Origin of the sequence: uncultured Kiloniella sp., assembly GCF_937128705.1 — a bacterium.
In the GTDB taxonomy this organism is placed as follows: domain Bacteria; phylum Pseudomonadota; class Alphaproteobacteria; order Kiloniellales; family Kiloniellaceae; genus Kiloniella.
The window spans coordinates 1-24278 of record NZ_CAKZMP010000083.1 but is presented as its reverse complement, the minus strand read 5'-3'; the positions used below and the strand labels follow the sequence as shown (position 1 = coordinate 24278).

22 protein-coding genes are annotated in these 24278 nt (G+C 43.9%); 12 read left to right on the top strand and 10 right to left on the bottom strand.

From position 1 onward, the window contains the following. Positions 1-69: 69 nt before the first annotated feature. A complete protein-coding gene (locus Q0241_RS05090) occupies positions 70-381 on the bottom strand; it encodes a hypothetical protein (RefSeq protein ID WP_299374107.1) in 312 nt (103 codons plus the stop codon). A 211-nt stretch (positions 382-592) separates the two neighbouring features. Here Q0241_RS05090 and purD point away from each other — a divergent pair, with 211 nt between their 5' ends. The 6 genes from purD (at position 593) to rpmG (ending at position 6649) form a co-directional block, all read left to right on the top strand. After that, complete coding sequence (purD, locus tag Q0241_RS05085; RefSeq protein ID WP_299374104.1) at positions 593-1870, top strand: phosphoribosylamine--glycine ligase; 1278 nt, start codon at positions 593-595, stop codon at positions 1868-1870. Beyond that, the gene (locus Q0241_RS22535; RefSeq protein ID WP_366941149.1) at positions 1871-2023 is read left to right on the top strand and encodes a DUF6728 family protein; all 153 of its coding nucleotides are present in this window, start codon (positions 1871-1873) and stop codon (positions 2021-2023) included. Positions 2024-2077: 54 nt separating this feature from the next. Further along, a complete protein-coding gene (locus Q0241_RS05080; RefSeq protein ID WP_299374100.1) occupies positions 2078-2311 on the top strand; it encodes a zinc metallopeptidase in 234 nt (77 codons plus the stop codon). Positions 2312-2329: 18 nt separating this feature from the next. Then, a complete protein-coding gene (gene rnr, locus Q0241_RS05075; RefSeq protein WP_299374097.1) occupies positions 2330-4594 on the top strand; it encodes a ribonuclease R in 2265 nt (754 codons plus the stop codon). 124 nt (positions 4595-4718) lie between these two features. Then, positions 4719-6335: a S41 family peptidase gene (locus tag Q0241_RS05070; RefSeq protein WP_299374094.1), complete on the top strand. Its 1617-nt coding sequence runs from the start codon at positions 4719-4721 to the stop codon at positions 6333-6335. Positions 6336-6481: 146 nt separating this feature from the next. Further along, positions 6482-6649: a 50S ribosomal protein L33 gene (rpmG, locus tag Q0241_RS05065; RefSeq protein ID WP_046507740.1), complete on the top strand. Its 168-nt coding sequence runs from the start codon at positions 6482-6484 to the stop codon at positions 6647-6649. A gap of 91 nt (positions 6650-6740) precedes the next feature. Here rpmG and Q0241_RS05060 read toward each other — a convergent pair whose 3' ends face one another. Next, a complete protein-coding gene (locus Q0241_RS05060) occupies positions 6741-8153 on the bottom strand; it encodes a PleD family two-component system response regulator (protein ID WP_299374089.1) in 1413 nt (470 codons plus the stop codon). Positions 8154-8200: 47 nt separating this feature from the next. Continuing rightward, a complete protein-coding gene (locus tag Q0241_RS05055; protein ID WP_046507735.1) occupies positions 8201-8578 on the bottom strand; it encodes a response regulator in 378 nt (125 codons plus the stop codon). A 338-nt stretch (positions 8579-8916) separates the two neighbouring features. Between Q0241_RS05055 and Q0241_RS05050 the strand changes: the two genes are divergently transcribed. Next, positions 8917-10215 carry a DNA polymerase IV gene (locus Q0241_RS05050; protein WP_299374081.1) on the top strand — a complete coding sequence of 433 codons (1299 nt, stop codon included), beginning with the start codon at positions 8917-8919 and terminating at the stop codon, positions 10213-10215. Between the two features lie 37 nt (positions 10216-10252). On the opposite strand, the gene Q0241_RS05045 is transcribed toward Q0241_RS05050, so the two are convergent. Beyond that, on the bottom strand, positions 10253-11059 hold the full coding sequence (locus Q0241_RS05045; protein ID WP_299374078.1) for a DUF1849 family protein: 807 nt from the start codon (positions 11057-11059) through the stop codon (positions 10253-10255). A gap of 315 nt (positions 11060-11374) precedes the next feature. On the opposite strand from Q0241_RS05045, the gene Q0241_RS05040 reads away from it, so the two are divergent. Further along, positions 11375-12133, top strand: coding sequence for a GGDEF domain-containing protein (locus Q0241_RS05040; protein ID WP_299374075.1), 759 nt, complete (start codon positions 11375-11377; stop codon positions 12131-12133). Between the two features lie 93 nt (positions 12134-12226). Here the strand turns inward: Q0241_RS05040 and Q0241_RS05035 are convergent, their stop codons facing one another. After that, positions 12227-12775 (bottom strand): hypothetical protein, encoded by a 549-nt coding sequence (locus Q0241_RS05035; RefSeq protein ID WP_299374072.1) that lies wholly within the window; start codon positions 12773-12775, stop codon positions 12227-12229. Between the two features lie 183 nt (positions 12776-12958). After that, complete coding sequence (gene aspS / locus Q0241_RS05030) at positions 12959-14752, bottom strand: aspartate--tRNA ligase (RefSeq protein ID WP_299374069.1); 1794 nt, start codon at positions 14750-14752, stop codon at positions 12959-12961. 306 nt (positions 14753-15058) lie between these two features. Here aspS and rnd point away from each other — a divergent pair, with 306 nt between their 5' ends. Next, positions 15059-16210 (top strand): ribonuclease D, encoded by a 1152-nt coding sequence (gene rnd / locus Q0241_RS05025; protein ID WP_299374066.1) that lies wholly within the window; start codon positions 15059-15061, stop codon positions 16208-16210. Next, entirely contained in the window at positions 16188-17330 is a 1143-nt protein-coding gene (locus Q0241_RS05020) for a M23 family metallopeptidase (protein ID WP_299374063.1), read from the top strand. Before rnd ends, Q0241_RS05020 begins: the two co-directional genes overlap by 23 nt. A gap of 54 nt (positions 17331-17384) precedes the next feature. Here the strand turns inward: Q0241_RS05020 and Q0241_RS05015 are convergent, their stop codons facing one another. After that, positions 17385-19562, bottom strand: coding sequence for an RNA degradosome polyphosphate kinase (locus Q0241_RS05015; protein WP_299374060.1), 2178 nt, complete (start codon positions 19560-19562; stop codon positions 17385-17387). Positions 19563-19697: 135 nt separating this feature from the next. On the opposite strand from Q0241_RS05015, the gene Q0241_RS05010 reads away from it, so the two are divergent. Next, positions 19698-20204 carry a histidine phosphatase family protein gene (locus Q0241_RS05010; protein WP_299374057.1) on the top strand — a complete coding sequence of 169 codons (507 nt, stop codon included), beginning with the start codon at positions 19698-19700 and terminating at the stop codon, positions 20202-20204. Positions 20205-20259: 55 nt separating this feature from the next. Here the strand turns inward: Q0241_RS05010 and Q0241_RS05005 are convergent, their stop codons facing one another. The 3 genes from Q0241_RS05005 to Q0241_RS04995 form a co-directional block, all read right to left on the bottom strand. After that, positions 20260-20937, bottom strand: a complete 678-nt coding sequence (locus Q0241_RS05005; RefSeq protein WP_299374053.1) for a DnaA/Hda family protein — start codon at positions 20935-20937, stop codon at positions 20260-20262. 45 nt (positions 20938-20982) lie between these two features. After that, positions 20983-22071, bottom strand: a complete 1089-nt coding sequence (locus Q0241_RS05000; RefSeq protein ID WP_299374050.1) for an AI-2E family transporter — start codon at positions 22069-22071, stop codon at positions 20983-20985. A 70-nt stretch (positions 22072-22141) separates the two neighbouring features. Further along, positions 22142-23374, bottom strand: coding sequence for a DUF2066 domain-containing protein (locus tag Q0241_RS04995; RefSeq protein WP_299374047.1), 1233 nt, complete (start codon positions 23372-23374; stop codon positions 22142-22144). A 262-nt stretch (positions 23375-23636) separates the two neighbouring features. On the opposite strand from Q0241_RS04995, the gene purM reads away from it, so the two are divergent. Further along, the coding region (gene purM, locus Q0241_RS04990) for a phosphoribosylformylglycinamidine cyclo-ligase (protein WP_299374044.1) at positions 23637-24278 on the top strand (642 nt) is incomplete at its 3' end.

Sequence of the window (24278 nt, the reverse complement as noted above, 5' to 3'; positions counted from 1 at the left end):
TTATGATACCTCTGTAATTATCTATAACTATATTTAGAATATATACTATAATTTATTGTTTATCAATAATTAATTATTATAAAACAATAAATTAATCATGTTTTCTTGACCAATAATTATTTTTTGAATAGCTTTTGCTAATTCAACAGCTTTTTCTATTTCAGACTTTAAGTCAGCAATCTGCTGATCTATCTCTGACAGATAGTCATTTACACGATTTTTAAACTCTACTGTTTTACCTCTTAACTGGTCATTAGTTAAACCCTGTAACTTAACATATTCAGCGTTGATTTTACCAACGTATGGCTCTATGCCTTTAACATCTTTATCTGCTTTATTCCCAAAAAGCTTTGAGATTCCACTTACTAATGAATTAATCATTTGTTTCTTTTTTCTATCTATGGTCTAAAATTGTGCCAATAACACTTGTCTTTAAATATATTCGTTTGATAAGCAACTTAAAATGATGAGTCTCCATTTAATCTAAACTTCATAGTTATCATCATAAAGCAGGTCAAATATGTTTATATATTTTGCCTAAAAAACGAGGTTCAAATGTAACCATATTTATCTTTGAACCATACAAGAAACAATGCGAATATTAATACTTGGATCTGGTGCTAGAGAGCACGCAATAGCTTGGAAACTAAAAAGCGAAATAGGCAAAGAAAACATTTTCACTGCCCCAGGAAATGGCGGTACAGAACTTTGCGGCACTAACGTGGACATCAAGTACACAGATTTTGCTAAATTGAAAGACTATTGCGTTTCTAATGATATTGATACAATACTTCCTGGTTCAGAAGATGCCATTGCTAACGGAGTTAGGGATTATTTTGAGAGTCACGATGATAGTAAGCATATCTATGTATTTTCTCCTGACAAGCATGCTGGCCAACTAGAAAGTAGTAAAGCCTTTGCAAAGGAATTTATGGCACAGGAGAATATCCCTACTGCGGCGTATAAATCATTTACAAAGAGTAACGTAGAAGAAGGATACCAGTTTTTAGAAAGTTTAAATGCCCCGTATGTATTGAAAGCAGACGGACTAGCAGCAGGTAAAGGCGTGTTAATTCTAAATGATTTAGAAGAAGCTAAGTCCGAACTGAAGAATATGTTGGTAGAGGAGAAGTTCGGTGCTGCATCTTCTACAGTAGTCATTGAAGAATTTTTAGATGGTATAGAGTTTAGTGTATTTGCATTAACCGATGGTGAAAACTACGTGTTATTACCTGAAGCTAAAGACTACAAAAGAATAGGAGAAGGAGATGTAGGATTGAATACTGGTGGGATGGGAGCAGTATCACCAGTTCCATTTTATACTGATGAACTAAGAGCCAAAACAATTAAAAAAGTTGTAGAACCGACTATAAAAGGACTTAAAAAACAGAGCTTAAATTTTAGAGGTTTTGTGTTCTTCGGATTAATTGTAGTGAATGACAATCCATTTGTAATAGAATATAACGTAAGAATGGGAGACCCTGAAACTGAGGTTGTAATACCAAGGCTGGACGAATCACTATCACAATTGGTTACTGATGCAAAAAATAACTCTTTATCAAATAGAACAGCAAAAACTAAGTCAGATTATGCAACAACGGTATTTGCTGTGTCTGGCGGATATCCTGAATCTTATGAAAAGGGGAAAGCAATAAATCTTGGTACAGAAAGTGAGACATTATTTCACGCAGGAACAAAGAGAGCCGACAATGAATTAATAACCAGCGGAGGTAGAGTACTTGCAGCTACGTGTTTTGGAAACACCATGGAAAACGCTCTTGCTGAGAGTTATAGCCAAGTAAAGGGAATTGATTTTGACAAAAAGCATTTCCGAACTGATATAGGAGACGATTTAAAAAAGTACCTATAGATGGAAATACTAAAAAAAATATATGGTTACCTAACTTTAAAAAAAGACGAAGGAGAGGGAGTATTTGTAAAACAAATGCATACGATGAATAAAATTACCATAGTAGTGTTCCTTATAGCACTAACAATACTGATAATAAAACTAACTAAATAAGGCTATGAATTACTTTTTGTACTTTCACCACTAAATTAAAACGAAATGAATCCAATGTATTTAGCCATATTGGCTGCGATGGGCCTAAGCTGGTTTGTTCAAAACCGCCTAAGGTCAAAATTTAAAAAATATTCCGGGACACCTATATCTTCTAACCTAACAGGAAGAGAGATTGCAGAAAAGATGCTATCTGATAATGGAATTTATGATGTAAAAGTTATTTCTGTAAATGGACAGTTGACAGATCATTACAATCCTGCAAAAAAGACCGTAAAAACTGAAAAATAAGAGTTAGGAAAAAAGGGCGTGACCTCTGATCGAAAATCCCCGCCCTTTCCAACAAAGGAAGCGGTTTTAGACTTTATTGAGCAATCTCCAACTTCTGTTGGAAAACGCGAGATTGCCCGTGCTTTTAATTTGCGTGGCAACGACAAAATCCCCTTGAAACAGCTTTTGAAAGAGCTAAAGGACGAAGGGCATTTCGGACGCGGTGCAAAACAACGCAAAAATAATATCGACGGTCGCTTGCCCCCTGTTCAGGTCATCGAGCTAACACGTATAGATAGCGACGGCGAACTCATCGCAGTTCCTGCCTCGTGGGAAGAAGATCACCCCGCACCGATGATTTACGTTTTGCCAGACCGCAAAAGTAAATTCGACCTTGTGGTTGGCGACCGTGTTCTCGCCAAACTCAAACGACTTGATAATAAAAGCTATCAGGGCATCCCTATTAGAAAACTAGAAGCTGCCCCTCTTAAGATACTCGGCATCTACCAGATTACGGAAGAAGGTGGCTTCGTTCGCCCCGTCGATAAAAAGGCAAAGAAGGATTTCATCCTAAATCCCGATCATGCCAAAACGGCAAAACACGGCGAGCTAGTACTCTGTGAAATTCGCAAAGGACGCTCTCGTAAAGGGCTTAAAGAAGTAAAAGTTGTCGAGGTTCTTGGCGGCATTGACAGTTCGCGCGCACTCAGTCTAGTCGCAATCCACGAACGTAATATTCCCAACCAATTCCCTGAAGAAGCTTTGGAAGAAGCCGCCGCAGCGAAACAAACCACTTTGGGGAAAAGAACTGATCTTCGTGACTTAGCCCTTGTCACGATAGATGGCGCTGATGCGCGCGATTTTGACGACGCCGTCTGGGCAGAACCTGATCCCGATAATGAAGGTGGTTGGCATATTATTGTCGCCATTGCTGATGTAGCCCATTACGTTAGGGCAGGAAGCCCGCTGGATGATGAAGCCCAAACACGGGGTAATTCAACATACTTTGCAGATCGGGTTGTTCCTATGCTTCCCGAAGCACTTTCCAACGGATGGTGTTCGCTGAAACCCAATGAAGATCGACCTTCAATGGCGGTTCATATGTGGATTGATGCAGAAGGCGAACTCAGAAAGCATAAATTTGTCCGGGCTTTAATTCGCTCGCAAGCTCGACTGACCTACGAAGAAGTTCAAGAAGCCCTTAACGGTCATCCAAGTGACAAAACATCTGATCTGCTTGATCCAGTGTTAAAGCCACTAAAAGGTGCTTATGACACGATGCTCAAAGCCCGCCATAAACGGGGAACATTGGAACTCGAAATCCCAGAATTCCAAGTCGTTATGGACGAATCCGGTGAAGTTACAGAAATCGTAAAACGCGAAAGGCTTGATAGTCATAAACTTATCGAAGAGTTTATGATTATGGCAAATGTCGCCGCAGCAATCGAACTCGAAAGCAAACAACTACCATGCATGTATCGGGTTCACGAATCTCCTGATCCTGTTAAGATAGAAGGTCTTGCAGATAGCCTACATGGCATGGGGATTAAATTCGCCAAGGGGCAAGTTATTCGCCCTAAAGTCCTGACACAGATTTTGGAACGGGCTTCTGACTTACCAGAAGCAAAGTTAGTTAACGAGCTTATACTCAGGGCCCAAAGTCAGGCCAGATACGACGCAACAAATCTTGGTCATTTTGGTTTGGCCCTGACGAGATATGCGCACTTTACGTCTCCCATACGGCGCTATTCTGATCTCATGGTTCATCGCGCACTCATCAAAGGTCTGAATCTTGGTAACGATGGGCTGACGAGCGCAGAAACAACGAAGTTTAATGATATTGCTGAACATATCTCGGCAACAGAACGGCGCTCTGCAGCTGCTGAGCGCGATTCTGTCAATAGATTCACAGCTTCATTCTTCTCGAAGAAAATAGGAACGATCTATCCCGGAAAGATCAACGGTGTGCATCGTGCAGGCCTCTTCATCACACTGGATGAAACTGGCGCGGATGGACTGGTCCCCATGTCCTACCTGCCCGATGATTACTATATCCACGATGAAAAAAACCACAGCCTGACGGGCCGGCGTTGGGGACGTGAATTCCACTTGGGCGATAGTGTTATGGTTCGTATCTTTGAATCAAACCCTATTACAGGCGGCATAGCACTTCGCATTGTTGAGGGGGATGGTGATGAAGAAACATCCCCACTAAAGCCTAAGCCTTACAAACAGAATAGTCGAAGACGCGACAAAATAGGTACAAGTTCTAAACGGTCACCAAAAAAGAACAGGCGAAGGTAGTCACCGGCTATAAAGATTCAAGAAATTCCCCTCTTACAACTTGATCTAATTAAAAATATGCTCTTAATGTATCTTCCGAGCCGTAAGCCCGTGTTTTGTAATCATGAAAGAGGAGACGAGGTAGATGCCTACACGTTTTCAGCCGCATCTTTACCTTCTCAATGCTAACCTGACATCAAGGATACTTTCTGTATTCCTGTTGTTTTTCCTTTCTGCATGCGGAACGCCAAATCTAAACCGCAACTACGCTCATAATTACCCCGAAAATGCAGAGTTTGAGCAAAAAACGGCCACTGCTTTGTACGCGGATGCTTTCGAGCATATTGTTCATTATTATATCGAAGAAATAGACGCCTCAAGACTGGCTCTTGCTGCAATGGATAACCTGGCAACTCTGGACCCTGAGATAGATATCATCGATGCCGGTAGCTCTCTTACTTTTACCTATTCAGGGGAAGCTATTTCCCGGCATAGCTATCCTTCTACGATCGATCATAAAGCTTGGGCGCGATTGACTGCATCAGTTATTTCAGAAGCCTCGAGATTTTCATCACCCCTAAGACGTGCGACTGGCGAACAAATTCACCAAGCTATTTTTGACGGTGTTGCTGGTGAGTTAGATAAATTTTCCCGCTACTCAAATCCTGACAAAGCGCTTGCTTATCGTGACAATCGAAATGGTTTCTCTGGTATTGGAATCCGTTACGTCAAAGAAAAGACCGGCGCGCGTATTGTGTCTGTTATGGAAAACACACCAGCTTTGGCCGTTGGCCTTCAAGAAGACGATATTATCATCAAGGTTGATGGAACAGACATTATCCCACTCCCTGAAAATGAAATAACAAAGCTGATGAAGGGCCCAAAAAATACAACAGTTGAGTTAACTGTTAAGCGCCCGAACAGCACAGCTCCCCTCATCTACAAAATAACACGAAAAAAAATTGCCGTTCAAACCGTGTTCTACAAACGGATGGGGAATATAGCCTATCTTCAAATATCAAGCTTCAATAAACAAACTCCCCAAAACCTTCTGACAAAAGTAAGAACTGCCCAGAAAGAAATTGGGGACAATCTATTGGGCTATATACTGGATCTAAGAGATAACGGCGGAGGTATAAAGATCGCCTCAGTCACCTCAGCAGACCTTTTTGTATCAAGCGGCACCCTTTCCTCGGTTAAGGGTCGAAACCCTGAAAGTCATGACTTAGACGTGGCCAAGAGTAGAGATATAGCCAAAGGGCAACCAATCATCGTTTTGATCAATGCAAATTCAGCCTCTTCTTCAGAAATTTTGGCCGCAGGTCTTCAGGATTCCGGCAGAGCTCTGGTGGTTGGTAGTAACTCCTACGGTAAGGGAACTGTCCAAAGTATTAATGAGCTGCCCAATGGCGGCGAGTTTAGAGTGACCTGGGCGAAGTTCCTTGCTCCATCTGGTTACGCTATCCATGATCGCGGGATAATCCCCAACGTATGTACGACAAACGAAAACTACAGCTCTGCCGATGACATTATTCAGCGCCTGCAATCAGGCACCTTGGAAATGACATATCACATCCAGAAATACGCACCGGATAACCCATCCGCAGGTGAGAGCTTGGAACAAATAAGAGCCTCTTGCCCCCAAAGGACAGAGACAATGGAAATCGATCTAGAGGTTGCAAAGTCTCTTATAAGCTCATCAAAGCTATTTAATATGGCAAAAAACAATACAAACTCAACAACATCAGAGCTGGTAAATTAGCCTTCCTGATCATAATAACTATTTCGTTTCGACACTAAACTGTTCGCAACAAAGAAAATGTTAGAACAGGGCTTGACTTCAGGGCTTAAAACGTTATGTTTCGCCCCTGTTATATTTGTAATTTTAAGCGCGATGAGGATTTCGCTATGGCTAAGCCGGCTACTCAACTAATTCGCATGGTAAGCACCGCGGACACTGGCTACTTTTATGTAGCAAAGAAAAACCCGCGCACACTTACTGAAAAACTCGAGCTACGCAAATACGATCCCGTTGCGCGCAAGCACGTTATTTTCAAAGAAGCGAAAATGAAATAAGCTTTTACAGCTTAAAATAAAAAGGCCGCATAATGCGGCCTTTTTTGTGTCTGATATATAGGTAATTTGGTCAACCAAATCTTTCATTTACTCAGATCGTAACCGTATGCCCTGCCGGAGTATTTTTACTGGAATGCTCAATACAGACACAGTTACGGCCCATAGATTTAGCATCATATAAGGCAGTATCTGCGCGCGCCAAAAGACTATCAGCCATTTCCATTGGGTCCGAAGTCGTTGCGACCCCAACCGAGATCGTGATTGTCAATGGTTCTGCAGATCCCGGCACCTCAATAGGTTTATCCCCGACTCGTGATCGAAGCCGTTCAGCAACGGTAAATGCCTGTTCAGAAGAAGCACTCGGCATAATAACAACAAATTCTTCACCGCCATAACGTGCGAGCATATCAAAATCACGAACGGCATCAGTAACCCGTTTAGCCAGGACTTTAAGAACTTCATCTCCGCTCGCATGACCATAGGTGTCGTTCACGTTTTTAAAATGATCGATATCGAACATAAGCGTTGATACAGGCTTGGCTGTTTCTGCAATTTCCATAATTGCACGATCCAAATGCGCGTTCATATAGCGTCTATTAAACACACCTGTCAGAGGATCTGTGTACGCCATAGCAACGCTTTTCTTGAGCATGTCAGTCAGGCGGTCGTGATAGCGGCGACGCTTAATTTGGGTTTTACAACGCGCACGCAATTCGTTTGGATCTATCGGCTTGACCAGATAATCAGTAACACCGATATCAAGGCCCTTAGCCAACTGAGACAGGTTTTCCTCTTCCAAAACCAACAGGATTGGTACATGACGCGTTTCTTCGTGTGCACGTAGCTGAGAACATAGCCTCAGGCCATCTTCCCCCCCAAGATCAAGTGCCACAATAAAAAGATCATAAGACTTTTCTTGGCCAAACTCGATCACTTCACGTGATTGACGGGAATGATCGACATTGTGGTCAAGTTCGGTCAAAAAATTGATAATTTTACTCGCGGTTAAATCGTTGGATTCCGCTAACAATATATTGGCATTAGAAATGGCTTCTTCTTCATCTGATTCACCAGAGCCGATAGAATCAAACCGAGAAGAAGCTTCTTGGCGGACGCGCAACTCATCGGTCATCATTTTGAGCCGAACAAGAGAACGTACACGCGCAAAAAGCGCGACATCATTAAGCGGTTTTGTCAAAAAGTCGTCTGCGCCAACCTCAAGACCACGAACACGGTCACTTACTTCACTGAGGGCTGTAACCATAACAACGGGTATGTGACGCGTCTTAGGATCGCTTTTTAAACGGCTACAAACTTCATAGCCGTCCATGCCAGGCATCATTACATCCAACAGGATGATATCCGGCATTTCTTTCGCTGCGATTTCTAGTGCGGATTGCCCATCAGAAGCAGTTATCACCTCGAAATACTCTGCCATCAGCTTTGCTTCTAAAAGCCTGACATTAGCAGGTATATCGTCTACGACCAGAATCCTTGCCGCCATGAATGCTGCACTCTTTCAATATTATAAGAAAAACTGACGAGAAGGTTCTAGTTCAAGAATCTTTCTACAGTTTCTAAAAACTTTGTAACAGAGATCGGCTTTGGAATATAAGCTTCACAGCCGCCTTCCCTGATTTTTTCTTCGTCCCCCTTCATGGCAAACGCCGTCACGGCAATCACGGGTATAGCACGAAGATTATCATCTTCCTTGAGCCACTTAGTCACTTCCAGACCGGACACTTCAGGTAACTGAATATCCATCAAAATTAAATCAGGTTTGTGAGTTCGCGCTATTGAAAGCGCCTCCATTCCATCTTTTGACTGGAGGATATTATAGCCCTGAGCTTCCAGTAAATCGTGGAAAAGCTTCATATTAAGTTCGTTATCTTCGACAACAAGAACAGTTTTTTCTTTGTTCGTCTGCATAGATGTTTCCTGCCGATGCCTCCTAAAAACACATGGAGAGCCCAATGCGCTTCATTAAATGTCTCAGGTGGTTAACCATATTCACTGAAACAATACCCTTGAATGCCACACTACTCAACTTTAGTTAACATAAGGTAACGGAAATATTGTTAAAATTAACGATAAAAGCATATTTTTGCTGACTAACTCTCTAGAATTTCAAAAAAAATTAAGCCATAAGCTGCAAAAACAGACCTCCTTACACGTCGAGAGTCATGAATGATTTTAAATTGTAAAATCTTGCAAATCTAAGAACATAAAGAGTATAAAATAAGAACAATAAATAAACGTGAATTCCCATGCCTGATCTTTGCAGAGACTGTTTTCATTGGCGCGAAACACCCCCAGTTTCCCAGGCTAAGCCAATTCGGTGTGCCAACTGTCACTCACCCAGACTGATCAGCCACCCTGAACTCAGCGTTTTATCAATGGCTCACATAGATTGTGATGCCTTTTATGCCAGTGTGGAAAAAAGAGACAACCCGGCGCTACAAGATAAACCAGTGATTATAGGCGGCGGAAAAAGAGGTGTGGTCTCGACAGCATGTTATTTGGCTCGACTTTATGGTGTCAAATCAGCGATGCCGATGTTCAAAGCCCTCAAGGCTTGCCCCAATGCGGTTGTCGTAAGACCCAACATGTACAAGTACAAAGAGGAAGGTCTAAGAGTTAGAGGCATGATGCAAGCCCTAACCCCCTTGGTCGAACCACTCTCCATTGATGAAGCGTTTTTGGACTTGTCCGGGACAGAGAAATTGCATGGACACTGCCCAGCTATCACCCTCGTTAAACTTATCAAAAACATCGAAGAAAATATCGGGATAACGGCTTCTGTCGGCTTAAGCTATAACAAGTCAATGGCGAAAATCGCATCTGATTTGGATAAACCACGCGGTTTTTCAGTGCTTGGGATTAGCAATACACAAGAGTTTTTAAAAGAACAGCCTGTGAGGCTTATTTGGGGCGTAGGCAAAAGCCTGGAAAGGCAACTTCACCAAGATGGCTTAAGACAGATTAAAGACCTTCTCCCCTATTCAGAAGAAGAACTAATGAAAAAATACGGACAAATGGGGCAAAGAATGTTCCATTTTATCCGGGGAGAAGATGGAAGAACAGTTAACCCTAAATCCCCAACGAAAAGTATTTCAAACGAAACAACCTTTAACGATGATATTCAAGACTTTGATGAACTCTCTATCATTCTTTGGCGACTTTGCGAAAATGTTTCTAGCAGTCTAAAGAAAAAACAATTCGCGGCGAGCACAATAAACCTTAAACTAAAAACAGGTGATTTCCGCCTGATCTCCCGCAGTCGAAAAGCTTTTGCACCGACGCAACTCGCCGAGGAAATTTACCAAACAACATTACCGCTGTTAAAAGAACAGTGTAACGGACAACGCTTTCGTTTAATCGGTGTCGGAGGGAGTGAGCTTGTCTCAGCGGAACTTGCTGATCCACAAGACCTGCTTGATCCAGAAAAAGAAAAGCGCAAAAAAATAGAAACCGCACTAGATAAAGTTCGCGATAAGCTGGGCACAAACAGCATTCAAAAAGGTCGGTCTTATCAAAGCGTTTCAAGACACGACACTAAAAAATAATCCGTCATCACCCCTTTCTTAGGCAAACTTCTTCGGACTATCCACATTGAGGAGAATCATGAATTTCAAGTCCAGAGAGCTTCCCCTTTACAGAGAAATCCCCAAAATCCAAATCAATAGACGTCACGACACCATTCTCATAAAGTGTAAGTTTTTGTTCTTGTATTGGCAGAGTACTTTTCGATCCCACCTCATAAAACGCGAGGAAGACCTTCCATGAAACCTTACCTCTTAATTCAGCTGGTGCTTCATACCCTTCATTAGGCAAGATAATCGCAGACGCCTTAAAGGCGTCCAGTTCAGCAGTACCATCAAAAACAACTCTGTTTAAGGCAGTTTCACCCTCTTTAGCCGCGAGAATAATATCTTTTAAAAAAGCAGATGGGTAAATAACATCTTTCAACTCAATATTTTGTTTTTCAGGTTCTGTGATTTCAGCCAGAACCGTTTTCCCTGAACCCGAACGAGAAGACTTGCCAATATAACTGCTTTGACCAGACAGATTACCATCTTGAACCACAGTAAAACGATACCGCTGCCCATCTAACGCTTCCCAGGTATTGATATTGAGATCCATATCCATGCGTTGACCTGTGCTATAAACAACACTCATTTCAAGATCGTTTGTCATGAGCCATCCACGGCAATCGGTCGTCAAATCATATTCTATTTGCCCCGCCATACTGTTTATAGCCCCTTGATGAGAACTATTTAAACGTAGGTCATAGGTTGCTTTATGCAAAAGTAAATCGACAGAGTTTTGTTCTGCAATACTGGTATTAATAAACAATAACGCCGCAGCAGAAGCCGATAAACAAATTATTTTTTTCTGCCATTTACGCATATTAAGGAAATCCATTTCTATAAATTAAGAAGCCTAGAAAAACGCAGCCTTTATCTAAGTACTCACTATTTCAGGCAAGATTGAGGCATATTCAACGATAAAAAAATATCGGGCATCAGAATTGAACTAGTCACATTTTACCCACCCATAGTCTTTTATGTAAATTTTAATGGGAAAAATTACGCACCAACCCTAACAAACACGCTTATGAAAATATGTTCCTGACTTTAAAACAGAGGCTTAGTTGTTACACGCATTCTGGCATATAAATTGCTTTATTTACTTCGTTATCTTTAATTGGAAATGGTGGCGAGTGTGACTTATACGGATGCATTTAACGGATCTGACTCTTTATATCCTGCAGCTTTTGGGAAAAGTGACGATATAAAACTATCGGCGGACCGCGATAATCTTATGTTTAGACTACGCCGGATAGCCTATACCCAGCCCAGTAAAAGCAAGCCAATATCAGACAAACAGATCATTGAATTATTAGAAGCCGCTGCCTTGGCAGAACAGACGCTGTCCGAACAGCATGAACGTATTCGTTATTTAGAAAACCTTTCGATTACAGATGAATTGACAAGCCTTCTTAATCGTCGCGGTTTCCAGGTTGAACTTGATCGCACCCTAAACCGCGCGACACGCACCGGAGACCAGGGCATCCTTGTTATATGCGATATGAATCATTTTAAATCTATCAATGATTCTTATGGCCATATGGCTGGTGACTGTGTTCTGAAAGAAGTCGCCAAGGCACTGGTAAAGCATTGTCGGAAAAGCGATTACATCGCACGCTTAAGCGGGGATGAATTCGCGATCCTTATGCCCAACACAGCACCGGACAGGGTCGTTGCAATTATCGGCAAGCTCAACAAAATTTTAAATACGCTTATCGTACGCTGGGGCCAACACGAAATCCCTGTATCCGTTAGCGTTGGGCATGAAAAATATACAGCTGGTACAAACCCCAACCAATTACTTCACCTCGCTGATAAATCTATGTACCAAAACAAAGGCAATCAGATCGCCTGTCATCTCGGCCCTAAATACATAGAAAAAAGAACACTCTAGTTTTCAGTTACGTAGCTCTCTTCAAATTTCCAATACAAAAATGCCCTGAAAATTTTCAGGGCATTTTTGTATTGGAATGGTGTGACGATATATCTAGCCGTCAAATTCCATTGGCTTTAGATCATCAGCAAGATAGTCAGCATTATCAAATATTTCAGCGACTTGATCATCAACAACGATCTTGGCTGCCTTTAAGTGATCTGTCTGCGCATCAATGGCTGCTATCTCTTTGGAATAAGCAGATACTTCCGTCGGGTCAGTCGCCCCAAGTTGAGCGTCTTCAGCAAAATAACTAATTGATGTTTCCAAATCAGAAACAGCTGCGATCTCTATTTCATCCGCAGGAGAAAGCGGCGCAAGCGTTGCATCTGCAACTTCAAAGTCAACATACTCATCACAAAGACCCCCTTCCATCAAGCGGATAAGGGCACAATCCTGTTGTGCTACGGCCGAGATACCGTGATCAGTCAGTGTTTTCCCGCTAAAAAAGTAGCTCGCAACATCAACTGCTAAGGAAGCAACCCCAATAGCAGGAGGTAACGCACAGCCGCTCAAGGTGAGCGCAAGAGTCGAAGCGACAAGAATTTTTCGCATGATATTCCCCCCAGGAATAACGATAAGCTTTTGAGAATCATGAGTCATTTAGCTTCCCCGTGCAAGGAAAACCTCCAAAAAGATCAAATTTTATCTAATTTTCGACTCCAAGCTGCGGTTGTCTTGTCAAATACACAACCGCTACGAGTCAAAATCGCCCTGCCTAGATCAGCAGGGCGATTCGATTCTTATTACCTGATCCGGGTTCCCCCCTGATCAATAGTCAGAGAATTAACTCTCTTCTGTATCTTCCAAAGGCAGATCAAGTTTGATGTGCAACTCGCGCAAACGATCTTCATCAACTTCAGCAGGAGCCTGCATAAGCGGATCTTCAGCCTTACCGTTCATCGGGAAAGCGATTACTTCGCGAATGTTTGGCTCATCAGCCAGCATCATCACCATACGGTCAACACCTGGTGCGGAACCACCGTGTGGCGGCGCACCAAACTTAAATGCTGACAGCATACCACCAAAGCTCTCTTCCACATCAGAGTTGCTGTAACCAGCAACTTCGAAAGCTTTATACATGATATCAGGACGGTGGTTACGGATCGCACCAGAAGACAGCTCTATACCGTTACAGACGATGTCGTACTGATACGCGTTAATGGTCAGAGGATCTTGTGTTTCCAGTGCTTCCATTCCCCCCTGAGGCATAGAGAACGGGTTATGGCTGAAGTCAATTTTGCCTGTATCTTCATCCGCCTCAAACATTGGGAAGTCAACAATCCAGCAGAATTTGAAAACGCTCTTGTCCAGAAGATCAAGATCAGTACCCAGCTTATTACGAACATGTCCCGCAAATTTGGCAGCAGCCAATTCTTTGTCACAAGCAAAGAACACTGCGTCTCCATTCTCTAGGCCTGCAATTTCTTTGATCTGAGCCAGACGATCTTCATCTAGGTTCTTGGCAATAGGCCCCTTAGGAACGCCTTCCTTATCATAGATGATATAACCAAGACCTGCGGCGCCTTCTTTACGTGCCCAGTCATTGAACTTGTCAAAGAAGCTACGTGGGTTTCCAGCAGTCCCCGGCGCAGGAATTGCGCGAACGACGTTACCACCTTCGATAGCACGGGCAAAAATGCCAAAGCTTGAGCCACGGAATGCTTCGGTGACGTCATTGATGATAATTGGGTTACGAAGGTCGGGTTTATCTGAACCATATTTGGCCATCGATTCTGCGTAAGGGATACGCACAAACGGATAAGGAGAAACTTCGCGTCCTTCGGCAAATTCTTCAAACACACCGTGAAGCACAGGTTCGATCGCATTAAATACATCGTCCTGAGTCACATAACTCATTTCAAAATCGAGCTGATAAAACTCGCCAGGGGAACGATCAGCACGACTATCTTCATCACGGAAACAAGGAGCAACCTGGAAATAACGATCAACACCACCGACCATCAACAGCTGTTTAAACATCTGTGGTGCTTGCGGCAGCGCGTAGAATTTACCAGGGTGAATACGGCTAGGAACCAAGAAATCACGTGCACCTTCAGGACTGGACGCCGTTAGAATAGGTGTCTGGATTTCCATGAAGTCCTGTTCAATCATCCGACGACGTAGAGAGGAAATTACACCTGAACGAAGCTTCAGCTTCTTCACCATCTTTTCACGGCGTAAATCCAGATAACGGTAGCGAAGACGTGTGTCTTCACCAGCATCTTCGTCAGAGTTTACCTGTAATGGCAACACTTCTGCACGGGACTGGATTTCAAGCTCACGAACGCGGACTTCGATCTCACCTGTCGGCAAAGCCCCGTTGATCGTCTCAGCCGTACGAGTAACCACATCCCCTGTCACAGTGATCACAGATTCAACACGTGTATTTTCCAGCATTTCAAAAAGCGGGCTAGAAACATCAACGACACACTGGGTAATACCAAAGCTATCGCGTAGATCTACAAAAAGAAGCTGACCGTGGTCACGTTTACGGTGAACCCAACCAGAAAGGCGAACCTGCTGACCTTCATCAGAAAGGCGCAGTTCAGCACAGTTATGGGAACGATAAGGATGCATAGTATTTCCTTTGGTATTATAGCTATCTCGATCCAGCAATTTTTATGTAGAGCGATTAAAACCGAACCTTGCAGGCTATCGATTTCAATTCAAACTTTACACACTGCCAAAATCATAAATTATTCCGTTGGAAAAAGGCATCAGATTGGCAATTTGTCAAGGTTTTGCGCCTCAACTTTGAAGAAAGTGACTAAATAATTTTCACAAGCAGCAAATTATACGGATATCCCCCCTATCAGAAAGTCATTTTTGCTTATTAACCATATTCATCTTTCTAAGCAGGGATCAGGCACGTATAGTCGCGTCATGACATTGATTACATCCAGTAAAGAACTATCAGATCTCTGCCAGGACTTGGCTAAATCTGATGTCGTAACCGTAGATACAGAGTTCCTTCGGGACCAGACCTATTGGCCCAAACTCTGTCTTGTCCAAGTCGCTGATACTCATAACTATGCAGCTATTGATGTACTGGCGCCTGACATTGACCTCACACCACTTTTTGATTTGATGAAAAATCAAAGTGTGTTGAAAGTTTTCCACTCGGCACGCCAGGATCTCGAAATCTTCTGCCTTCTCATGGACGAAGTTCCTGCGCCGCTCTTTGATACACAGCTGGCAGCCATGGTTTGCGGATTTGGCGATTCGATTGGGTATGACAATCTCGCTAAAAAACTTCTGAACGTAGATATTGATAAATCCGCCCGCTTTGCAGATTGGTCCAAGCGACCCTTGACACCCAAACAGATATCCTATGCCATTTCAGATGTAACCCACCTGCGCGATATCTATGCGAAATTACGTTCACAGATTGACAAAAATGGTCGTGAACACTGGCTCGCCGAAGAAATGGCCATACTTGAAGATCCAGAAACATATCGCCAGGATCCTGATACGGCTTGGCTGAGATTAAAAACGAGATCCAATGATCGTCGCTATCTTGCTATCTTGAAAGAGCTGGGCGCATGGCGAGAACGCGAAGCACAACGACGCAATACACCGCGCGGCAGAGTGGTTAAAGACGAACAGCTTTACGATATTGCTTCCAACCGACCAAACAATGCCAAGGAACTATCAAAAACCCGCGGTGTCTCGGTTGATATGGCCGAAGGTCGTCTTGGAAAGGAAATCCTTGCGGCAGTTAAGATCGCGATGGATCTACCTAAAGATGCCTGTCCAAAAGCAAAAGAACGCCATATCCCTAACAATGGACTTGCCGCAATCATCGACCTGCTCAGAGTTCTGCTCAAGCAATGCTGTGATGAATTTGATGTCGCACAAAAACTCATTGCCAACAGCAGCGATCTGGAAAAAATTGCGGCAGATGATAATGCCAAAGTCCGCGCACTATCCGGCTGGCGCCGCGAAGTCTTCGGTGACAAGGCGTTACGTCTAAAAAAAGGTCTCATTGCTCTTAGCATCAAGGATGGCAAGCTTGTCGTGGAGGATCTCGGCTAAACTGCGGAGAGCTAATTTCTATCTCTGCAATAGGGTTGTTACGACAGGTATTTTTCATACCTGTACGATCTATTCCTGTGCGCTATTCGCAGGAATAGCATTACTATTCTCACCCCCCGCGTTAACGGCACCACAAAAGCCGCCCGCACCTTTGCTCGCCTTTCCCGTAGCATGTGACACTGATAGCGATTGCTTTATTCAACACTACTTTGATTACGATCCCGGTCCCGAAGCTCTGGACCACACCTGTGGTATTTTGACCTATAACGGGCATCAGGGCATAGATATAAGAGTTAGCTCACCACAGTGGAAAGAAAGCGGCTTCCCTGTTCTCGCTGCTGCAAAGGGCAAAATTGAAATTATCAAGGACGGGATTCCAGATCGTGCCTTGAATCAACAAGAAATCAAATCGTCCCTAGGCCTGGCACCAAAGCCAAGCAACTCAGTGGTCATTAACCACGGCGATGGTTGGCGCACACACTATGGTCATTTACGCCAAGGCAGTGTGATCGTAAAACCCGGGCAAGAAGTCTCTCAGGGATCTCTTCTGGGTCTCGTCGGCCTATCAGGGTCAACAAGTTTTCCTCATTTACACTTTCATCTTTCCTACAGAGGGCAAAATATTGATCCCTTTACAGGCATGACTGGTCGTGAGGGCTGCGATCAAGCGGCAACAGGGCGTTCTTTTTGGTCAGCAGAGGCCAATGCCAAACTTGGATACAAAGATGCTGGCGTTTTCCGTACTGGGTTTTCTGATCATTTTCCTGATTACGAAGAGCTTGATACCCTGAAGGTTGAAATCAATCTTTTCCCTGCTGATAGCAAAGAATTTTATTTTTGGGTCAGCCTATGGGGTATCCGACAGGGTGATATGGAAGAGTTAAAAATACTTTTACCTGACGGTGATGTATATCGGCGGAGTGACGAGATAGAGAAAAGCTCGGTCCAAGGGCTAAGGGGATTTTATTACAGCAGAAGCCTGCCTTTACCAGCAGGAACCTATCAAGTTAACTACAAGCTTCGTCGCAAAAAAAATCAGAGAGAACCGGAAACAATTATTAACATAGACCGGTCCATGGAAATTTCCTCCCCAACAGAAATATTCTCATCACCAAACTAATATCCAATACCTTCAATTTACATGAAAGCACCTCAACAGTCTTAAGCGACTCCCTTAGAGAAGCCTTTTCAATCTCGGTGTCGACCGTTTGTCTTTTAATGAGGTACCGCGCCCAGAAAGAGAAGGATTGTTCATAAAGTAGTTATGAGCAGAAAAGCTCTCCTCACATCTTTCTTTTCGAATGTAGCTACCATCAGCTTGTAAATCCCAAGATTGAGCCGTGTCATTTAATGTCGCGATCATAACCTGTTCGAGCACTTGTTGATGAACCGTTGGATTTTCAATCGGCACAAAACTCTCAACACGCCGATCAAGGTTTCGCGGCATCCAGTCTGCTGATGAAATAAAGACTTTGTTTTTTCTGGATGGAATTGTGTGACCATCGCCAAAGATAACGATACGCCCATGTTCCAGATAGCGACCAACCAATGATTTAACACGAATGTTTTCCGACAAGCCCGGAACCCCCGGGCGCAAACAACAGATACCACGGATGACCAATTCGATAGACACCCCGGCCTGAGATGCTTTGTAAAGCTGGTCAATAACCTGACGGTCCACGAGGGCATTCATCTTGGCCCAAATCGTGGCAGGTTTACCTTCTTTGGCCAATTCGATTTCTCTTTGAATATGCTGCAATAATCTTTCCCTGAAGGTTAGCGGCGCATAGTCAATTTTCTCCATCGGAAGCGGTTTGGCATAGCCTGTAATGTAGTTAAAAAGCTTTGCCGTATCACGGCACAATGCCTGATCAGAACTAAAGAACGAAAGATCAGTATAGACCTTGGCTGTTATGGGGTGATAGTTGCCTGTTCCATAGTGCACGTATGACTTTAGCTTTTTACCTTCACGGCGGACGACCAGCGATAATTTCGCATGGGTTTTAAGCTGAATAAATCCATAAATAACCTGAACGCCTGCGCGTTCCATATTTCTGGCCCAACGGATATTACGCTCTTCGTCAAAACGCGCTTTCAATTCCACCAGAGCCGTCACTGTTTTCCCGCGTTCCGCAGCCTCGATCAGGGCTTTAACAATCGGAGAATCTTCACTGGTTCGATAAAGCGTCTGCTTGATGGACACAACAGCCGGATCTTTTGCTGCTTGACGAACGAACTGAACAACAACGTCAAAACTTTCATAGGGGTGATGAACCAGTAAATCCTTTTCCCGGATTGCCGCAAAACAATCACCCCCGAATTCTCGAATACGTTCAGGAAACCGCGGTGTATAGGGTTGAAAAACCAAATCCGGACGATCTTTCACAATAAGCCGCTTAGTATCGACAAGACCCAAGAGCCCCTCAAGAACAAACATCCTCTCGGGATCAACATCTAGTTCCCGCGTTACAAAAGCGCGTAAATTTTCCGACATATTGGCGTCAATAGAAAGACGTATACAGCTTCCTCTACGGCGGCGTTTAAGCGCACTTTCAAAAACTCGGACCAGATCTTCCGCCTCTTCCTCAATCTCGATATCACTATCTCGGAGCAACCTGAAATGCCCGACACTAATAACATCAAAGCCCGGGAATAACTGCGACAGATGCAAGCGAATGACTTGTTCCAAACGAATAAAGCGGTGATGTTCGCCCGGTATCCGAATAAAACGATTTAGCTGATGCGGCATCGCAATCAAGCCATTTATATATTTGTCATCTTGCACGTCTTCCAGTTCCAAGACCATGCAAAATCCATGATTTGGAACAAAGGGGAAAGGATGTGCTGGATCAATCGCAATTGGTGTCAGGATGGGAAATACCTGATCCTGAAAATATTCTTCCAGCCAGACTTTATCCTGATCGGTTAGCTCATCAACACTTAAAAGATCAAAATCTGCCTGTCTTAATTCCTGCCTTATAGAAGACCAGATAAGCTGCTGACGGTGCATCAGCTTTGCAGCTTGCGCATCGATTGCTTTCAGCTGTTGATCAGGGCTTAGCCCGTCCTGACTGCGCGAGGTAACACCCGCATTCACCTGCCCCATCAGACCAGCGACACGCACCATATAGAACTCATCCAGGTTACCTGAAGAGATCGACAGGAACCTTAGGCGTTCAAGTAAGGGGTGAGATGGATTATCAGCCTCTTCGAGAACCCGTTCGTTAAAGGCAATCCAGGAAAGCTCTCGGTTTATAAACCTGCTTGGAGAATCAGCCGCAATAGACAATACTTCACCCTCTTGTTGAGAGTTATTTGCTCTTTTTTCTTGTTGAGCTGCCTTAGCGGTCATAAATGTCTCCTGAATTGTGGGTAAAAGAATTCTACGTAAATACTGTAAAATAATAGTAAAAAATATATCTGGCTATCTATGTAGTATAGTCAATAGCCCAAAGAAAACTAGCTCGTAATATACTTGTGTTGTCATATGAAAAAAATTTATCTCGCACGCCACGCTACAACCCACTATCCAAAGCAAAACCAGCAAGATCGGGATCGACCTCTTACCGAGAAGGGACTGAACGAAGCCAGGTGGCTAGGCAAAAAAATTAGCGACGCTTCTCCATCGATTATCATTACCTCATCAGCGGTAAGGGCCATGGAAACTTCTGCTGTTATCAAAAAGACATTAGACCTCGGTATCGAACTGAAGAGTTTTCCTGAACTTTATCTCGCCGCTCCTCAGATTATATATAAAACGTTGATTGAATTATCTGACCAGCACACGACAATTGTACTTGTCGGGCATAATCCGGGACTTAGTCAGTTTTTGTTCGACATAAGTGGGCCAAATTCTGAGGATACAGCTTTTCAACGAATTTACGGGGGGTTACCCCCTGCTGGTTACGGTATACTCAAAAGCACAAGTACCGTCTGGGCAGAGATGACAAAAGAAAATACAAAATTGAAACATATTTATTTTCCAGGAGAATAAGGCACACAAAAAACTGTTGCTTTACGTCTTAAACCATCCCTTGATAACCAAAGGTCTAGGCTTCGAGAACTGACTTAATAAAGGGTATTGTTATCTCACGTTGTGAAGCCAAAGATTCCTGATCAAGAACGGAGACAATCTCACGCGCAGCCTGAAACGACCGATCCAACCTCAGAACCAAAAACCTTAAAACTTCTTTGGATATCGTCAACTGACGATCATAAAACAATTTTACCAGCAAGGCTTCGAACAAAAACTCGTCCGGTGCCCCCATCTCAAAGGATGGAATAGCAGATAACCGCGATGATAGATCAGGCAAGGAAACACCCCACCGAGCCGGAGCCTCTCGCCCCGTAAAAAGAAGATATCCCGCCTCTTCTCGAGCATAGTTGTACAGATGAAAAAGCTTTCGCTGTAGCTCAGCATCTTGCGTCAAGTCTTCCTGAATATCATCGAGAATACACCCACCCTGTTTTTTCAAAAGCTCGGTTGGTTCTGACGTTAATAAATCCTTGGCAGTAACAAAAACAGCAGCACTTTCCATTCGCCAAACATGGGCAAGATGCGTTTTCCCGCAACCAGATGGTCCATAAAAGGCCAGTGCATGCCCCGGCCATTCCGGCCATTGATCAACACACGCGACCGCAACCTCGTTGCAGGGTGCAACAAGGAAATCTTCTCGTCCAAGGGCTGGACGATGACCAAGATCTAGCGGCAGCTGTGAACTATCCATTTATGATGTAAGCCGTTTAACTACTTCGTTATTTAGGTTGAATATTTACGAATCTTTATCCTGCAGATTCTTGGGGCGATTGATACCATAATAATAACGACTGTCCATATATTCGCTCAAGGCAAAACGAACACCAACGCCAATAACGGCTGCAACAGGCAAAGCCAACAGCATGCCAACAAAGCCAAACAAAGCGCCCCCGGCTAGTAAACCGAAAATAACCCATACAGGGTGCAAACCTATTTTCTCTCCGACAAGTTTCGGGGTCAAAATGTTACCTTCTAAAATTTGCCCGGCAAAAAAGACCCCGGCAACAACCGCAATTGGCCCCCAGCTATCAAATTGGAAAAAGGCCAATCCGACAGACAAAATCAGACCAATGATGGACCCAACAAAAGGAATAAAGGAAAGCAGACCAGCCACCATCCCCAGCACAAGGCCAAAATTAAGCCCCGACAGGCTGAGGCCAACAGCATAAAACCCGCCAAGCACAAGGCAAACAGTGCCCTGCCCCCGAATAAATCCGGCCAAGGTTTCATCAACTTCTTTTGCTAAACGACGGATTGTTTCCAATTGTGATCTTGGCAACCAGCTATCTACTTTGGCGACAATTTTGTCCCAATCTCTAAGTAAATAAAAGGTCACGACAGGCGTGATAACCAGTAAGGAAACCAGATTGGCAAATGCAACTCCACCATCAATCAAACTACCAGCAAAACGAGAAAGCCACTGTGTTACGGATTTCAGGCTGTCCCCAAAAGCTTCTTTAAGATTAACAACACTGGTCGGATCAACGCGATCTTCAATCATCAACAGCAATTTGCTCATCTGTCCCCGAACTGCTTCGACAAGTTTCGGGAGGCTTTCGACCAGGTCAACAGCCTGCCCAATCAAAGCAGGAACAAGCAGAATGAGAGCAACGATAAGTATCAATAAAAAAGCAATCGTGACGAGCGTCGTGGCCAGAACACGTGACAACCCCATCTCTTCGAGCTTGTCACACACTGGATCGAGAAAATAAGCGATTGCCATACCCGCAACAAAGGGCAGCAAAACCGAGCGCAACACATAGACAGATAATAGAAAAACAACCAGCCCAATAAGCCAGAATCTAATTTGACGTTCGGCCGTCATTTTATTCCCCTCAATCGTTTATTGCCGATCACAATAATCTAGCTTCTCTTACATAGAGAGAGACGCTAAATCATTCATTAACCTCTTCCTCGGAACCAAGATTAATTTCTTGTTCTGGAACAATTACCTCATCGACAACGGTTTCTTCGGGCGGAAGATCCTGATTAATTTGTGATGGAAGCGTAAGGCCTTGTTGGACCTTTGGCCTATTTAAAATCTGCAGCTCCCAAATGCTTCGCTGGTTCAGCACAAGTGCCAAATCCTTTTGCGCCAGAGCCAAAGACAATTGTCTTTCATCCCCAGCGAAATAAACGTCGAGATTCACTTGTGTACGGTTAATAGACCGGGTTTTTACTTTGTTGATCGCCGGAACCCCCTCTAACCGGTTATTTACCAATACCCAATCCTGCAAGCCTGATATTGGAACTTCGACCTGTATCCATCGCTCAACCCCAAACTGTAACAGGTTCGCCTGTTTCCAATCATGTTGAAGAGAATTATCAAGTGATCTCGCGGCACGCCGCAACATTTTTTGTGTTGTTTCGCCTTCTGATTTGTTCACATTCAGCTGATAACGTCTGCCTTCGCCAAAACGACCGACACGAACAGCAGACACTTTCGCAGTAGCACCATCATTATTGATTTCTGCCACAGACAGAAAAACATCACTGCTGCCGTACTTTGCCGCCAGTTTCCATAAACCTTCGCTGCCAGCTAACGCTCCCTTTGCATCCACCAAAGAAAGATCGTCAAGGTCACCCAATGGCATTGTCAACGGCACCAGGCCATTACTGGCACCAACACCGCCCCACGCTGTTCGCCATTGATTGCTATCTTCCCACAGCAGGTTTGACCCCGCTCTTTTTTCAATGGGGATAATCAAAACCGGCTTGCTCACTGTTTCCGCGATTGCGGCACCAGAATTACGAAGTAACGCCCGAGTCTGCGATTCTTTAAACCGCACCGTCATATTTGCGATATATCGAACAGAAGATGATTTTTCTGCAGATAAAGATATATCCAACACATAATTCAGCGCATCGTTAGAATTCAATTTCGGAACTTTTGCATGATCATGTTCAGGCACAAGTTTATGAACCAGAGCACGAAAAGCCTTTTCATAACCTTGGCTTAACGCATTTTTTTTCGCCTCGATCACTGAATTGGCCGTTGCATCAACGGGTATATCACGAACAATATAAACCTCGTTCGCCGCCGAAGCAGACGAATGCCAAAGCCCTGTCACGAGCCCAAAAAAGGTTGTTAGAAATGCTGTCTTATAGAAAAAGCGGCGAAACCGCATTGCAAACCATCCCGGATTAAGTATCTTCCCAAATTACAGAGCCTAATACCGAATGCATTAGGTCGTATCTGAACCTGATAATAACCTCGAACTGTGACTATTCAATGAGACTGTTATCTCATCCGTATTCGTCATAATCGCTCGGTGTCATTAACCGGCTAGAAATGATCCGGGATTATTATCAGGTTCAGACACTTGAGTACATTAATACTCGAAGTTACAGGAGGATACCATAAGTACCATCCCTAATAATCCTGATTCCTTGAGCTACAAGGATGCCGGAGTTGATATCGACGCGGGAAATGAGCTTGTTGAAGCCATTAAACCCCTTGCAAAATCAACTGCTCGTTCAGGCTCCATGGCTGGTCTTGGTGGCTTTGGCGCTTTCTTTGACCCCAAAGCTGCTGGCTTCACTGATCCTCTTCTCATTGCCTGTAATGATGGTGTCGGGACGAAACTGAAAGTTGCCATTGAAGCGAACAAACACGACACGGTGGGAATCGATCTGGTTGCCATGTGTGTAAATGACCTTGTTGTGCAGGGCGGTGAACCTCTCTTTTTCCTCGATTACTATGCGACAGGTAAACTGAGTGTTGAAGCTGGGCGCGATATTATTGCAGGTATTGCAGAAGGTTGCGTGCTTTCCAACTGTGCATTGATCGGTGGTGAAACTGCTGAAATGCCGGGCATGTACAGCGATAATGATTACGATCTAGCTGGTTTTTCTGTCGGCGCAGTTGAACGCGGGCAAGCCTTAACCGGTGATCTGGTGAAAGACGGTGACGTTGTTCTTGGCTTGGCATCAAGCGGTCCTCACTCAAACGGCTACTCTCTCATTCGTAAGATTGTTGAGATTTCTGGTCTAAAATACAGTGACCCCGCTCCTTTCCAGGATGGCGTAACT